11 protein-coding genes are annotated in these 14,812 nt (G+C 73.0%); 10 read left to right on the plus strand and 1 reads right to left on the minus strand.

Annotated elements, in window-relative coordinates; genetic code table 11:
• The first annotated feature begins 41 nt into the window (after positions 1-41).
• From AMK27_RS01650 to AMK27_RS01660, 3 genes are read left to right on the plus strand one after another with little or no spacing between them, the layout of a single operon-like run.
• Positions 42-1,220, plus strand: a complete 1,179-nt coding sequence (locus AMK27_RS01650) for a caspase family protein (RefSeq protein WP_073902232.1) — start codon at positions 42-44, stop codon at positions 1,218-1,220.
• Positions 1,217-2,584, plus strand: coding sequence for a hypothetical protein (locus tag AMK27_RS01655; protein WP_073902233.1), 1,368 nt, complete (start codon positions 1,217-1,219; stop codon positions 2,582-2,584). The genes AMK27_RS01650 and AMK27_RS01655 overlap by 4 nt, the downstream gene beginning before the upstream one ends.
• A complete protein-coding gene (locus tag AMK27_RS01660) occupies positions 2,584-3,624 on the plus strand; it encodes a ComEC/Rec2 family competence protein (protein WP_073902234.1) in 1,041 nt (346 codons plus the stop codon). Before AMK27_RS01655 ends, AMK27_RS01660 begins: the two co-directional genes overlap by 1 nt.
• 101 nt (positions 3,625-3,725) lie before the next feature.
• Here the strand turns inward: AMK27_RS01660 and AMK27_RS01665 are convergent, their stop codons facing one another.
• Positions 3,726-5,189, minus strand: coding sequence for a catalase (locus AMK27_RS01665; protein WP_073902235.1), 1,464 nt, complete (start codon positions 5,187-5,189; stop codon positions 3,726-3,728).
• Positions 5,190-5,325: 136 nt separating this feature from the next.
• Here AMK27_RS01665 and AMK27_RS01670 point away from each other — a divergent pair, with 136 nt between their 5' ends.
• The 7 genes from AMK27_RS01670 to AMK27_RS01700 all read left to right on the plus strand — a co-directional run bounded on the left by AMK27_RS01670 (position 5,326) and on the right by AMK27_RS01700 (position 14,737).
• Entirely contained in the window at positions 5,326-5,730 is a 405-nt protein-coding gene (locus AMK27_RS01670; RefSeq protein ID WP_073902236.1) for an NTP pyrophosphohydrolase, read from the plus strand.
• Positions 5,731-5,855: 125 nt separating this feature from the next.
• Positions 5,856-7,103, plus strand: coding sequence for an ABC transporter substrate-binding protein (locus AMK27_RS01675; RefSeq protein ID WP_073902237.1), 1,248 nt, complete (start codon positions 5,856-5,858; stop codon positions 7,101-7,103).
• Between the two features lie 12 nt (positions 7,104-7,115).
• Positions 7,116-9,986 (plus strand): ABC transporter permease subunit, encoded by a 2,871-nt coding sequence (locus tag AMK27_RS01680; RefSeq protein ID WP_073902238.1) that lies wholly within the window; start codon positions 7,116-7,118, stop codon positions 9,984-9,986.
• Positions 9,983-10,798 carry an ABC transporter ATP-binding protein gene (locus AMK27_RS01685; RefSeq protein ID WP_241847269.1) on the plus strand — a complete coding sequence of 272 codons (816 nt, stop codon included), beginning with the start codon at positions 9,983-9,985 and terminating at the stop codon, positions 10,796-10,798. The genes AMK27_RS01680 and AMK27_RS01685 overlap by 4 nt, the downstream gene beginning before the upstream one ends.
• A gap of 144 nt (positions 10,799-10,942) precedes the next feature.
• Positions 10,943-11,767 (plus strand): class I SAM-dependent methyltransferase, encoded by an 825-nt coding sequence (locus AMK27_RS01690; RefSeq protein ID WP_241847270.1) that lies wholly within the window; start codon positions 10,943-10,945, stop codon positions 11,765-11,767.
• 214 nt (positions 11,768-11,981) lie between these two features.
• Positions 11,982-13,142: a PQQ-dependent sugar dehydrogenase gene (locus AMK27_RS01695; protein WP_073902239.1), complete on the plus strand. Its 1,161-nt coding sequence runs from the start codon at positions 11,982-11,984 to the stop codon at positions 13,140-13,142.
• Between the two features lie 164 nt (positions 13,143-13,306).
• On the plus strand, positions 13,307-14,737 hold the full coding sequence (locus tag AMK27_RS01700; protein ID WP_107425452.1) for a lamin tail domain-containing protein: 1,431 nt from the start codon (positions 13,307-13,309) through the stop codon (positions 14,735-14,737).
• Positions 14,738-14,812: the final 75 nt, after the last annotated feature.

A 14,812-nucleotide genomic window follows, 5' to 3' on the forward strand; every position in this document is an offset into this window, starting at 1 on the left:
AAGCCTCCCACCGGCCTGCCAGTGCGTCACGTGGAGGTTCCATGGCCGGATTCACCGTCCACGTCTCCGAGAACGCGGGCGCAGCGGCGACCCACGCACTCGTCATCGGGGTCGGGGCGTACGCGCATCTGCAGGGCGGCCCGTCGCCGACCGACCATCCGGGCGCCCTGGGCATGCGGCAGCTCTCCTCGCCGCCCCTCTCGGCGCGCGGGTTCGCGAGCTGGATGATCGGCGGGTACCACGACGGGAGCAGACCCCTGGGGAGCCTCGCGCTGCTGCTCAGCGAGGCCGTGCCCGCGCCCTTCGTCCACCCGGTGACGGGCGCGGAGCAGGTCGTGGAAGAGGCAACCATCGACAACATCGTCGCCGCCGTCACGGAGTGGAAGGACCGGGGAGACCACGACGACGCCCGGCTCGTCTTCTACTTCTGCGGCCACGGCGTCTCCCTCGGCATCACCACGTCCCTCCTGGCGTCGGACGTCTTCGCCGACCGCGACAGCCCGATGAACGGGGCCCTGCAGTTCGAGGCGTTGAAGAACGGGCTCAACAACTGCCGTGCCGCACAACAGGTGTTCTTCGTGGACGCCTGCCGGGCGGGCTCCGACACGCTCGTCAAGCGCGTGGGAACGGACAACCTCGGGCGGGTCCCGCTCAGCGGCAGCACCCTGCGTCCCGACGGCCTCGTGCCGAGGAAGCACGCCGTCTACTTCGCGACCCTGCACGGCCAGGAGTCCTTCGGCCGCGCCGGCCGGGTCAGCCTGTTCACCGACGCACTGCTCCGGAGCTTCGACGGTGCCGGGAGCGAGAACACCCAGGGCCGGGTGTGGCGGGTGACGACCCAGACCCTCATGCACGCGATCAGCCAGTTCATGAGGGCCATCCCCTTCGCGGGCACCCTCGCAGGCGCCGCCGTCCCGGCCAGCCCGGAGTCCTTCGACTTCGACTTCCACGAACTGAGGGGAGACCCCGTCGTCCCCGTGTACGTCGGCTGCGATCCCGCCGAGGACAACGCCCGCGCGGAGTTCGTCTGCCGGCACCCGGCCCAGGAGGAGCGGCGCCGCCCGCCGCCCGCCGACGGCGAGGCGGACGACGGCGAGTGGCCGCTGTTCCTGCCGTTCGGGCGGTACGAGGTCGAGGCCCTCCTGGGGCCCGGCGACACCCGCCGCGAGACGTTCGACGCCCGCCCTCCGATGTTCCGCGTCGTCCTGGGCCGACCATGACCGCCACGCTCGCCGTCCGGCTCCTCCTCTCTCCCGCCGGGGAGTTCAACGAGGCGGTGATCGTCGGCGACATCCGCCCGGCCGGCCTCGACGGGACCTCGCTGCGCAACATCCTCGTCCCCTGCGGGCGTTCGCCGGAGCCCATCTCGTACCCGGTCGACCCGGGACGCTACCTCGTGTCCGTGACCCTGCCCTCGGGAATGGTGCTGACGAAGGACGCCGAGGCCGTCGACGGCCGCTCGGCGGCGGTGGACTTCGACATGACCGACTCGCCGTACGGGACGCACGCCTGGCAGTACCTCATGGGCAACATCGAACCCGAGCGCGTCTACCACGGCGCCAACGGGGTCCCGCTCCCCGAGTCGGTCGCCTCGCGGTCCATGGTCGCGCCCGCCGCCGGGGACGACGGCTTCCTGCCCGAGTCCGCCGTCGACGTCCCCGCGCGCGCCACCTGGATCGGCGACTCGCTGCCCGCCCGCTGGTCCTACGCGTCGATGCTCGCCCTCGAACAGGACCCGGCGAAGCCGTCGGTCGCCCCGCTGATCGCCCGGAGCGCCCCCCGCCCGCTGCCTGTTCCCGCCGACCACGGGGCCGACGTCACCCCGCTCTACCGGTTCGGCCCCGACGGCCCGGTGCCGGCCGCCGGCTCCGGCGGGCCAGTCCCGGCCCCCGGCGACCCCGTCCCGGTCGTCGGCTCCGACAGTCCCGTCCCGGCCGCCGGCGACGCCGGGCCGGTCGGTGAGCGGCAGTTCCTCGTGGTGGAGGCGGCCGGAGCCGTACGCCTGGTCACCCTGCCCCTGCCCTGGGGGACCAGCGAGGTCGAGGTCCTGGTCAACCTGCGGCAGAGCCCGACCGGAAGCGCCGTGGCCGTGACCGTCCGCGACCCCCGGCTCGGGGCCGGGATCGCCTACATGGCGCAGGGCGCCCTCGACACGGCGGCGCACCTCCTCACCGACGTGGGGAAGGCGCTCCACTCCGCACCCGCGAACCCGCTCGCGGCGACCGCCGGATCGTACGTCCTGCTCGGCACCGACCACCGCACCGAGGAGACGCACTGGGACCCCTGGCTGCGGCTGCTCGCCGGCCGCTACCCCTGGCTCAGCGACGGCGCGATCCTGCGGGCCGTACGGCTGCTGCGGCGGCCCGGGGCCGACCTGGAGGAGGCCCGGAACGGGCTCCTCGACGCCTTCGACCGGGGGATCCCGTTCTACACCCTCGGTCTCACCTGGCTCGCCGACGGGCTCGCCGCCTTCCCCGACGACCCCAGGTGCGCGACCCGGCTCGACCAGGTCCGCCGGCTGTCCTGGCTGGCCGACATGCGCGAGCCGTTCCTGATCCTCGACCTGCGTCAAGGGAGCGCGTGATGATCCGCCTCAGCATGCTGCCCGCGGAGGACGGCGACTGCCTGCTCCTCGAGTACGGGAACGACGACTTCGTCCGGCGGATCCTCGTCGACGGCGGACGGCGGGGCACCTACGCGCGGATCAGACCGCTCCTTGCCGGCCTGGGCGGCCGGATCGACGTGCTCGTCGTGACCCATGTCGACCAGGACCACATCCTCGGCGTGCTCGCCCTGCTCGGCGACCCCGAGCGGCCGGTGGAGCTCGGAGACGTGTGGTTCAACGGCTTCGACCACCTGCACGACCGCGAGGTCTTCGGCGCCGTCGACGGAGAGCTGCTCACCACCGCGCTCATGACCGAGCAGCTCCCCTGGAACGCCGCCTTCGCCGGTCGCAGCATCGAGGTCGACCACTCCCCGGCGTGGTTCGACGACGGCTCCACCATGGAGGTGCTCGCCCCGGACCGCCGGCTCCTGGAGTCGCTGATCGACACCTGGAGGACGAAGTGCGAGGAAGCCGGCCTGATCCCCGGGGTCGACCCCCTGGAGAGGCAGCCGGAGGCCGGGATCGAACGCTTCGGGGCGGTCGACGTCGACGCCCTGGCCGCCACGCCCTTCCGGCGCGACGGCTCCCGGACGAACCCGACCAGCATCGGTCTGCTCTTCGAGTTCGAGGGGACCCGCGTGGTCCTCACCGGGGACGCGGACGACCCGCGCCTGGTCGCCTCGCTCCGCCCGCGCGCCGAGGAGGAGAACGGCCGGCTGCGGATCGACGCCCTGAAGGTCGCCCACCACGGCAGCGCCAAGAACCTGTCGAACAACCTCCTCGGCCTCCTCGACTGCGACCGCTATCTGATCTCCACGAACGGGAGCGTCCACGGCCACCCCGACGACATCGCGATCGCCCGGATCCTGAAGAACGGCGGAGTGACGAAGGAGCTCTTCTTCAACTACCGCGATCGTGCGGCGAACTGGGACGTGCCCGACCTCAGGGACCGGTTCGGCTACACCGTGCACGCGCCGCCGCAGGACGAGGAGGACGGCTTCATCACGGTGGAGTTCTGAACCACGGTGGAGTTCTGAACCGCGGGGGGAGTGCCGCACACGACGGGCACGGCCCGCGCCTCAAGCCGCGGGCCGTGCCCCATGCCGTACGCCCCGCGGCTCTACGAGGCCTGCTGCTTGGCGCGGACCCCCTCGGCGATGCGCTTGCCGAGCGTCGCGTCGATGTTCGTCCAGTAGGTGAAGGCACGCTCCAGGACCGGCTCGGTCACGCCGTCGAGGAGGTGGCCGACGACGTTGTCCACGAGCCGGTCGCGGGCGGCGTCGTCGAGGACCTCGCGCACGAGGGTGCCGGGCTGGCCCCAGTCGTCGTCCTCCGGATGGGAGACGTAGGCCGTCCGGGTGATCTCGCCGTCGGCGGACCAGCTCGGCGGACTGCCGTAGCGCTCGGTGTCGGCGGCGGGCCCGCCCTTGGAGTTCGGCGCGTAGACGGGATCGGACGTCTTCCGGTACGCCATCGCCCCGTCCTTGGAGTACGTGTGGACGTCGACGACGGGTGCGTTCACCGGGAGCTGCTGGTAGTTCACGCCGATGCGGGCCCGGTGGGCGTCGGAGTAGGAGAAGAGGCGGGCGAGCAGCATCCGGTCGGGGCTCGGCCCGATGCCGGGGACCAGGTTGTTCGGCTGGAAGGCGGCCTGCTCGATCTCCGCGTGGTTGTCGGTGGGGTTGCGGTCCAGGGTCATGCGGCCCACCGGGATCAGCGGGTAGTCGCCGTGCGGCCAGACCTTCGTGAGGTCGAAGGGGTTGAACCGGTACCCGGCCGCGTCCTCGTACGGCATCACCTGGACGTGCAGGGTCCACGACGGGAAGTCCCCGTCCCGGATGTGCTCGAACAGGTCCCGCGTGTGGAAGTCCGGGTCGACGCCCGCCAGGCGGTCGGCCTCGTCCTGGGTGAGGAAGTCGATGCCCTGGTCGGTCTTGAAGTGGTACTTCACCCAGAACCGCTCGCCGGACGCGTTGATCCACATGTACGTGTGGGAGGTGTACCCGTTCATCTGGCGCCAGCTGCGCGGGATGCCGCGGTCGCCCATCAGCCAGGTGACCTGGTGCGCGGACTCGGGGGAGAGGGTCCAGAAATCCCACTGCATGTCGTGGTCGCGCAGGTTGCTGTCGGCACGGCGCTTCTGGGACCGGATGAAGTGCTGGAACTTCATCGGGTCCTTCACGAAGAACACCGGCGTGTTGTTGCCGACCATGTCGTAGTTGCCCTGGGAGGTGTAGAACTTCACCGCGAAGCCGCGCGGGTCCCGCCAGGTGTCCGGGCTGCCGCGCTCACCGGCCACCGTGGAGAAACGGGCGACGAGGTCGGTACGGGTCCCCGGCTGGAACAGTGCGGCCTTGGTGTAGCGGCTGACGTCGTGGGTGACCTCGAACCGGCCGAACGCGCCGCTGCCCTTGGCGTGCGGCTGGCGTTCCGGGATGCGCTCCCGGTTGAACTGTGCCATCTGTTCGATCAGGTAGGCGTCCTGGAGGAGGATCGGCCCTCCGGGACCCACGGTGAGCGAGTGCTCGTCGCTCTCCACGGGGGCGCCCGAGTCGGTCGTGGTCGCGGGTCGGTGCTCGGTCATGAATACGCTGCCTTTCGTCGTCGCCCCCGCCTACCCTCTTCCTCCCCGGTGAAAGCCGCCACCCGAGTCCCCGCCGATCCCGCCGGGCACCGCACCGTCGCCACCTGGCCGCCGGGGCGGCTGACATCCTGGGACGATGAGCCAGAGCCCCGCTGATCCGCCCCTCCGTCCCCTGCTCGTGGTGGACGGCGCCAATGTCGTGGGATCCGTGCCGGACGGGTGGTGGCGCGACCGGCGCGGGGCCGCCGAGCGACTGCGCGACCGGCTCGCCCTGACGGGCGGCCCCGCCGACGGCCCCTTCCCGGGGCCGTACGAGATCGTGCTGGTCGTGGAGGGCCGTGCCCGGGGCGTCGCCTTCGTACCCGGCGTGCGGGTCGAGGAGGCGCCGGGCAGCGGCGACGACCTGATCGCCGAGCTGGCCCGCGGCGCGAGCGGCAGGCCGTGCCTCGTCGTCACGGCCGACCGCGAACTGCGCCGGCGGGTGGAGGCTGCGGGCGCCCGCTGCACGGGCCCCCGCAGCCTTCCCGCTGCGCCTCACTAGGAGGCGAACCCGCATCTGACAGGAGGGGAATCAATAGCTGACGGTTCGTCAATTGACGTTGCGTCAGTCATTGACGGTTCGTCAGGTCGGTTACAGAATGCGGGCACCCGACGGAGGGATCGCCCGTGCCTCGACCGTTGCGCGTCATCGCCGCCAGCTTCGCGCTGCTCCTCGTCACCGCCTGCAACTCCGCCTCCACCGGCGGGAGCACCCCTTCCTCCGTACGCGGAGTCACCGCCGACACGATCAAGGTCGGAGGCATCGTCTCCATGACGACCGCCAGCGGCTACTCCAAGAAGGACACCGACCTCGGTGCCCGGGCCCGCTACGACCGGGCCAACGCGGAGGGCGGGATCAACGGACGGAAGATCGACTACCTGGGGGCCGAGGACGACGGCCAGGACCCCGCGAGGAACCTGGCCGCGGCGCGCAAGCTCGTCCAGCAGGACAAGGTGTTCGCCGTCTCGCCCATGAGCTCGGTCACCTTCGCCGGAGCCGACTTCCTCGACGCCCAGAAGGTCCCGACGGTGGGCTGGGGCACGCTCCCCTCGTTCTGCGGCCCGGCGCATCTCTACGGCTTCAACGGCTGCCTCGTCCCGACGCCCGGCGGCACGCTCAACCAGACCTGGCCCGAGGGCCTCGCGTCCGTCCTCGGCGGCTCGCGGGGCAAGTCGGTCGCCCTGATCGCCGGCGACAACGACGCCGGCAAATTCGGCATCCGCACCTTCACCCAGGGCTTCAAGGCGGCCGGCTTCCAGGTCGGGTACGCCAAGGCCGTGGTGCCGGCGACCTCGATGCCCAGCGACTGGTCGGCGTACACCAAGGAGATCCTCCGCTCGGGCCCCGGCGGCGGCGCACCCGACGCCGTCGTCTCCGTGATGCAGACGCCGTACAACATCGGCCTCTTCACCGCGCTCAAGCGGTCCGGCTACAAGGGGGTCATCACCGACCCGACGGACTACGACCCCGGGCTGCTCGCGAAGGACGCGACGAAGCAGGCGCTCGACGGGGTGCACGTGCTGCTGCAGTTCCAGCCCTTCGAGTCGGACGGTCCGGCGATGCGGCAGTTCAAGGAGGACATCAAGAAGGCCGCGGGCGGCACGGACGTACCCCTCAACATGCACATGATGACCGGGTACATGAGCGCCGACCTCTTCCTCTCCGTCGCCGCGAAGGCCGGCAAGGACCTCACCGTGGAGTCCTTCCAGAAGGCCGCGTCCGGGTTCTCCGACACCGGCACACTCGTCGGCGACCGCGCGCTGCCCAAGGGGCAGAAGGAGAGCTTCGGCTGCGGGGCGCTCGTCCGGCTGAAGAACGGGCGGTACGAGGTGGCGGTGCCGTTCCGGTGCTACCCGCCGATCCCCTTCGGCTGAGGGGCGCGTCACGTGGGTGACCTGCTGGGCTTCGTCCTGAGCGGGCTGGTCTCCGGCGCGCTGTACGCGCTGCTCGCGACCGGACTCGTGCTGTCGTACTCCGCCTCCGGGCTCTTCAACTTCGCGCACGGCGCCACCGCCTACCTGTGCGCGCTGGCGTTCTACGAGCTCCACTCCGGCTTCGGCTGGCCGGCCGTCCCCACCGCCCTGCTCCTGGTGTGCGTGGTGGCGCCCGGACTCGGCTGGGGCCTGGACCGGCTGATGTTCAGAAAGCTGGCCAAGGTCGGCGAGACGGCGCAGATCGTGGCCACCATCGGACTGCTGGTCGCGCTGCCCGCGGCCGGGCTGTGGGCGGTCGAACTCCTGGAGCGGGCGGGCGCCCCGGTGCTTCCCGCCGAGAACCAGTTCGGGCTGCCGGGCGTCGGGCCGAGCCCCGCGGTGTCCTGGCAGCCGCTCGACGGGGTGGGCGTCGACTCCGACCAGCTGATCACCTGGATCGCCACCGCCCTCGCGGCGGCCGGCCTGTGGGTCCTGATGCGGCACACCCGGCTCGGTCTGCGGCTGCGGGCGGCGGTCGACAACCGCGCGCTGACCGAGCTCCGGGGCATCAGCGCGGACCGGCTGTCATCGATCGCGTGGATGCTGTCCTCCGGTCTCGCGGGCCTCGCCGGTGTCCTCGCGACCCCGCTCCTCGGGCTCTCCGCGCACGACTACACGCTGTTCCTGTTCGTCTCGGCGACCGCGGCGGTCCTCGGGCGCTTCGCGTCGGTGCCGCTCGCCTTCCTGGGCGGCCTCGGGCTCGGGGTGCTGCAGAACCTGGTGGCGGGGTACGCCTCGTTCGCCGAGGGCATCACCGGCTTCCGTACCGCCGTGCCGTTCCTCATCCTCTTCGCCGGTCTCGTCGTCCTGGTACGGCGGCGGCGCCGCGCGGCGGGCACGGCGGCCGTGGACCCGCCGCCGGTGGAGTACCTCGCCGGGAAGGGGTGGGGGCGCCGCTGGGGCGCGTGGCTGGTGGCCGGCGTGCTCCTCGGTGCGGCGTTCTACACCGTGACCACCCCCTTCTGGAGCGGGATCCTGACCCAGGGGCTCGCGATCGGGCTCGTCTTCATGTCGTTCACCGTGGTCACCGGGCTCGGTGCCATGGTGTCCCTCGCCCAGGCGACGTTCGTGACCGGCGCCGCCCTGGTCGCGGGCCTGCTGATGAGCCACGGCTGGCCCTTCGTCGCCGCGGCCGCGGTCGGCACGGCGGCGGCGGCCCTGCTCGGCGCGGTGGCCGCGCTGCCCGCCCTCCGGCTCGGGGGCAGATCACTGGCCCTGGCCACCCTGGCGCTCGCGTTCCTGGCGGATCAGGTGCTCTTCCAGCTCGGCTGGCTGCGCAACGGCGACACCGGGTGGGAGATCCCGAGGCCGGTGGCCGGACCCGTCGACCTGGGCGACGACCGGGCCATGGGACTCGCGCTCGTGCTGCTCAGCGGGGTGCTCGTCGCGCTGCTCACCCGGCTGCGCGCCTCCCGCTGGGGCCGGGCGATGCTGGCGGTCCGCTCGGCCCCGGAGGCCGCCGCCGCCTCGGGGGTGTCGGTGGTACGGACGAAACTTCTGCTCTTCACGGTGTCGGCGGGCCTCGCGGGCTTCGGAGGGGTGCTCTACGCCTCGTACAACACCCGGATCACGGCAACCGACTTCACGGCGATGACGGGCCTGGTGTGGCTGGCGGTCGTCGTCGCCGCCGGAGTGCGCAGGCCGCAGTTCGCGGTGGTGGCGGGGCTTGTCTTCGCGGTGGTCCCGCATCTGATGGCGACCTACGTGACGGAGTCCGCGCATCTGCCGGTGATCCTGTTCGGCCTGGCGGGGCTCGCGCTGGCCAACGACCCGGACGGCTACTGCGCGGCGCTGCCGTCGCGGCGGGCCGCCCGGCGAGCGGCGAAGCGGGGGGCGGCGGCGGGGGGAACCGTATCGGGTCCTGGGCCGGGGCCCGTGCCGGGTTCTGGGCCCGGTCCTGTGGCGGGTCCCGTGCCGGGTCCTGTGGCGGGTTCCGTGCCGGTCTCCGCGCCGGGTCTCGCACCGGGCCTCGCGCGGGTGCCGCAACCGGCCGCCGCGCCCCGGCCCGCGAACGGCGTCGGCGCGGCGGGCAGCGCTGCGGGACCCGGCGTCGGACCTGGCGCCGGCCCCGGCGGGTCGCCGGGACCGGGCGCGCTCGAACTGAGCGGCGTCCACGCCGGGTACGGCGGCGCGCCCGTGCTGCGCGGCGTGGACCTCGTGGTGCGCGGCGGCGAGGTGCTGGTGCTGCTCGGGCCCAACGGGGCGGGGAAGTCCACCCTCTGCCGGGTGGCGGCGGGCCTCCTGCGGCCGGCCGGCGGGCTCGTGCGGGTGCGGGGTGCGGACGCCATCCGCGACACGGCGGTCCCCCGTGCCCGGAGGGGGGTACGGCTGGCCCCCGAGGGCCGGGGGATCTTCGCCGGACTGTCGATCGAGGAGAACCTGGCCCTCCAGCTGGCGGAGACGGAGGACCGGGACGCCGTGTACGCCCGGTTCCCCGCGCTGGCCGCCCGCCGGACCGTCGCCGCTGGCTCACTGTCCGGCGGCGAACAGCAGCTCCTGGCCCTCGCCCCGCTCCTCCAGCGGCCGCCGGCCGTCCTCGTCGCCGACGAACCGTCCCTCGGGCTCGCGCCGCTCGTGGTGGAGGAGGTCTTCCGCCTCCTGACCGAACTGCGCGATCAGGGAACCGCGTTGGTTCTCGTCGAGGAGAAGGCGGCCGAGGTGCTCGGCATCGCCGACACCGTCGCGTACCTCGCGCAGGGCGAGATCGCCTGGTCCGGCCCGCGGTCCGAGGTGGACCGGGACCGGCTTGCCGAGGCCTACCTGGGGACGGGAGCCCGCCGATGAGCCACCCTCTGCTCCGCGCGAGCGGGATCGGCGTCCGCTTCGGCGGCGTCCACGCCCTGCGCGACGTGACCGTCTCCGTCGGCCCCGGTGAGATCTGCGGCCTCATCGGTCCGAACGGCGCGGGCAAGACGACGCTCTTCGACGTGCTGTCGGGGATGCGGCGGCCGGACGCGGGTACCGTCGCCTACGACGGTACGGACATCACCCGCCGTTCACCCGTCTGGCGGGCCCGGCACGGCATCCGTCGCACGTTCCAACGCCAGCAGCTCTTCGGCCAGTTGACCGTCGCGGACAATCTCGTGGTGGCACAGGACTGGCGGGGCGGAGCACGGCCCGCGGCGCGGCGCCGCCGGGAGCGGGCCGCGGCGGTGCTGCACGAGTGCGGGCTCGACGCCCTCGCCGACGCGTACGCGGGCGGCCTGCCCGTCGGACAGGCCCGCCTGGTCGAGTTGGCTCGCGCGCTCGCCGATCCGCCCCGGGTCCTGCTCCTGGACGAGCCCGCGTCCGGGACGACCGCCGAGGAGCGGCGCGGACTCGCCGCCGTCGTCCGCCACATGGCGGACGAGGAGAACTGCGCGGTGCTGCTCGTCGAGCACGACGTGGCCTTCGTGATGGAGCTGTGTTCACGCGTCGTGGTGCTCGATCTCGGCCGCGTTCTCGCCGAAGGGTCGGCGGGGGAGGTCCACGCGGACCCGGCGGTGCGCGAGGCGTACCTCGGCACCGGTGGGGGCGGTGTCGGCGGCGGGAGCGGCGCGGGCGGCCGGGGCGGTGTCGGCGGCGCGGAACACGATCAGCCCGGTCGTCGACGCTGAGCCGCTGGCGTTCCGCGGGCCGTGCGGCGGGCTGTGCGCCGACCGCGCGGGGCCCGGGTCCGTGCGCCCTTTCGGGTTGAGTGGCGCGAGGCGCCGTCGACAGGGGTGGGGGCGGGCGGCAGACTGGTCGCGGAGGTGACGCGGGTGGTGGAGCAGGTGCCGATGCGGGCCGCTGTTCGGGAGACGTACGGTCCGGCCGACCTCAGTTCGGTGCCGGTGTTCGCCGGAGGGTTCATCAACTTCGGTTACTGGCGGGCGATCGACCTCGCCGGACCGCTCGCGGTCGACGACCGGGTCCGCAGCCAGGAGGACATGTACCGGCAGGTGCTCGGCGCCGCCGGTCCGCTCGACGGCCGGCGGATCGTCGAGGTCGGCTGCGGGCTCGGTGTCGGCTGCGCGCTCGCCCTGCGTGAGTACCGGCCGGAGCGGGTGACCGGTATGGACATCCATCCGCAGCAGCTGGACCGTGCCCGCCGGACGAACGCGGTGCTGCTGGAGGCCTCGCCGTCGGCGCTCCGGTTCGTGCGCGGCGCGGCGGAGGAGATGCCGTTCGGCGACGGCGAGTTCGACTGCGTCTACAGCGTCGAGGCCGCCCAGCACTTCGACGACATGGCCGCCTTCGGCCGGGAGGCGGCCCGGCTGCTGCGGCCCGGCGGCCGGGTGGCCGTCGCGAGCTTCTTCACCCCGGACGACGACCCGGAGCACGGAGCCAGGCTCGCGTCGTACTTGGAGACGTTCGCCGACGGCCTGGACGTCGCGCGGCCCGTCACCGTCCTGACCGACGCGTTGACCCGGGCCGGCCTGACGGACGCGCGGGCCGTGTCCATCGGACCGGACGTGTGGCACGGCTGGGACCGCTGGCTCGCGGACCAGTGGAAGCCGGGAACCTGGCCGCGGAACTTCCTGAAGGCCTACGAGCAGCGCCATCTCGACTACTACCTCGTCACGGCCGGCCGCCCGCAGGACTGACCGCGGGGTCCGGTTCCGCCGTCGCGCACCTCCGGCGCCCACACGGGCGCGCACTTGGCCTATACCAATTGCCCGCGTCCCAGTAGTCTCCTCCGTGGCCAGCGGTACACCCGTTCCCCCCACCCCCGGTTGCGTGCTGGCGCGGGCGACGACGATCCCGACCACTGCCCCCAGCAGCCGGGTCCCCCCATGCACCGCCTCCAGGAGGATCACGGTGAACGTTCGCACGAGAAGCTCTGCCCTCCTCTGCGCCCTCGGTCTCGTCACCACCCTCGCGCTCGCCTCCGCCTCCGCCTCCGCAGAGGACGCGGGCCTGCGGCAGCCGGTCGCGAAGGCCGCGAAGGTCGCGAAGATCTCGCTCACCCCCGTCGCCACGGCGCGCAACCCGATCGCCGGAGCCGTCGGTCCGGGTGGAGCAGTCTGGATCGCCGAACGAGCAGGCACAGTAAGGGTGTTGGGTCCGAAGGGGCTGGGCGAGCCGGTGCTCGACATCTCCGCCGAGACCACCACCGACGGTGAACGCGGCCTGCTCGGCATCGCGTTCGACCCCGCGCGCACGCACCTCTACCTCTCGTACACGAATCTCGAAGGCACCAGCACCATCGACGAGTTCGCCGTACGCAAGGGCCGGATCCGGCCGGAGACCCGGCGCACCGTCCTCACCCAGACGCAGCCGTACGCGAACCACAACGGCGGCGACATCAGGTTCGGGCCCGACGGATACCTCTACATCGCGTTCGGCGACGGCGGCGCGGGCGGCGACCCGCACGGCAACGGGCAGAACCTCGACACGCTGCTCGGCAAGATGCTGCGGATCGACCCGCGCGGAGGCACCCCGTACGCGATCCCCTCGGACAACCCCTTCGTCGGCGACCCGAACGCCAGGGGCGAGATCTGGGCGTACGGGCTGCGCAACCCGTGGCGGTTCTCCTTCGACGCGCGCACGGGCGACCTCTTCATCGGCGACGTCGGTCAGAACGACTGGGAGGAGATCGACCGGGCGCCCGCGAGGAGCAGGGGCGGCGAGAACTACGGCTGGTCCCAGATGGAGGGCAACCACCCCTTCCGGGGCGGCACCGAGCCGGCGAACCACGCGCGCCCGATCCACGAGTACCCCCGCACCGGTCTCGGCTGCGCGGTGACCGGCGGGTTCGTCTACCGGGGGAGCGCGATCCCGGCCCTCAGGGGCCAGTACGTGTTCAGCGACTACTGCGACGGCACCATCCGCTCCCTCGGGCTCAGGAACGGGAAGGTGACCGCGGTGAACGACCTCGTCGTCAACGGCGGCGAGGTCGTCTCGTTCGTGGAGGGCGGCGCGGGCGAGCTGTACGTCCTGGCGCAGGGCGGCGCCATCACCCGCATCGACCCGGCGTAGCCGAAGGGGCCCGCCACGCCCCGACCCGATCCCGGGTCGGGCCGCGGCGGGCCGCCTGCCGTTCGACGGGCGTTCATGTGACAACGGGTCCGACGCCGACCGGCGTTCGGCGGCGGGCGTGAGTCTCGTGACGCCCTTCGCCACTCTCTCAGGACGGACACTCCGTGCACGAAGTTCGCGCCCCCCGGGGGCGTCGCCGCCTCGCCCCGCTCCGCCTCGCCGTGGCCGCAGCCGCCACGCTGCTCGCCGCCGCGACGCTGACCGCCCCGGCCGCGCACGCCGCTCCGGCGGACGACGTCCGTATCAACGAGGTGGTGACGACCGGCAGCGTCGACGACTCGATCGAGCTGTACAACAAGGGCGCGGCCGCGGTCGACATCTCCGGCTGGGTCCTCAAGGACGACGACGCGAGCCACACCTTCACGGTTCCGGCCGGGACGACGCTCGCTCCGGGGGCGGCGCGCGCGTTCGCCGTGGCCGCGGCGTTCGGTCTCGGTTCCAGCGACAAGGCCCGCCTCTACCTGCCGGGCGGCAGCACCCTCGTCGACAGCTTCACCTGGACCGCCCACTCCGCCCCGTCCTGGTCGCGCTGCCCCGACGGCACGGGTGCCTTCGGGAAGGCGGCCCTGACCCTCGGCGCGCCGAACGGCTGCGGTACCGGGGGCGGCACGAACCCGGTGTCCTGGCCCGGCGGCGGCTCCGTGTCGACGGCCGACGGCTCCGACGTCTTCGGCGAGGACCTCAGCGGCCTGTACCAGGAGGGGTCCGTCCTCTGGGCCGCCCAGAACACCGGCAGGCTGTGGCGTCTGGTCCGGGACGGCTCCGGCGGCTGGCGGCCGGACACCGCCAACGGCTGGACCTCCGGCAAGACGCTGCGCTACCCCGGCGGGAGCGGCAGCCCCGACGGCGAGGCGGTCACCCTGACCTCCGCCGGCGCCGCGGGCGGCGCGTACGTCGCCACCGAGCGGAACGGCGACGCCTCCGGCACCAGCCGCCTGTCCGTGCTCCGCTACGAGGTCGCCACCGGCACCGGCAGCACCCTGACCGCCACGAAGGAGTGGAACCTGACCGCCGGCCTGCCGGCCGTGGGCTCCAACCTCGGCTTCGAGGCGATCACCTGGATCCCCGACACCACCCTCGTCGCGGCCGGGTTCAAGGACGAGTCGACCGGCGCGGCCTACGACCCGAACCGGTACGGCGCCCACACCGGCGGCGTCTTCCTCCTCGGCGTGGAGGGCACCGGCGCTGTCCACGCGTACGTCCTCCAGGACAGCGGTACCGCCACCCGCGTCGCCACCGTCGCCAGCGGCCTGGCCGGCGTGATGGAGCTCCAGTGGGAGCCGCAGGCGGCCCGGCTGTGGGTGGTCTGCGACGACACCTGCGGCGGACAGCACAGGACCATGAAGATCGGCGCCGCCGGCACCTTCGCCCCCGCCGCGTCCTACCAGCGCCCCAGCGGCATGCCCGACCTCAACAACGAGGGCTTCGCCGTGGCCGGTGCCGACGAGTGCGTCGGCGGCACCAAGCCGGTGTACTGGTCGGACGACAGCAACACGGGCGGCCACGCCCTGCGCAGGGGCACCCTGGCCTGCTGAGCCCGACGGCGGCGGCACGGACACCCGACGACGGGTGAGCCGTCCGGCGGCCGGAGCTCCCGGCCGCCGGACCCG

This window comes from Streptomyces sp. CB02009 (genome assembly GCF_001905825.1).
Lineage (GTDB): Bacteria > Actinomycetota > Actinomycetes > Streptomycetales > Streptomycetaceae > Streptomyces.

Coding starts and splice junctions, on each gene's coding strand:
- AMK27_RS01655 (WP_073902233.1), top strand. CDS start 1,217: ATGACCGCCACGCTCGCCGTCCGGCTCCTCCTCTCTCCCGCCGGGGAG.
- AMK27_RS01660 (WP_073902234.1), top strand. CDS start 2,584: ATGATCCGCCTCAGCATGCTGCCCGCGGAGGACGGCGACTGCCTGCTC.
- AMK27_RS01670 (WP_073902236.1), top strand. CDS start 5,326: ATGAGCCAGAGCCCCGCTGATCCGCCCCTCCGTCCCCTGCTCGTGGTG.
- AMK27_RS01650 (WP_073902232.1), top strand. CDS start 42: ATGGCCGGATTCACCGTCCACGTCTCCGAGAACGCGGGCGCAGCGGCG.
- AMK27_RS01685 (WP_241847269.1), top strand. CDS start 9,983: ATGAGCCACCCTCTGCTCCGCGCGAGCGGGATCGGCGTCCGCTTCGGC.
- AMK27_RS01665 (WP_073902235.1), bottom strand. CDS start 5,189: ATGACCGAGCACCGACCCGCGACCACGACCGACTCGGGCGCCCCCGTG.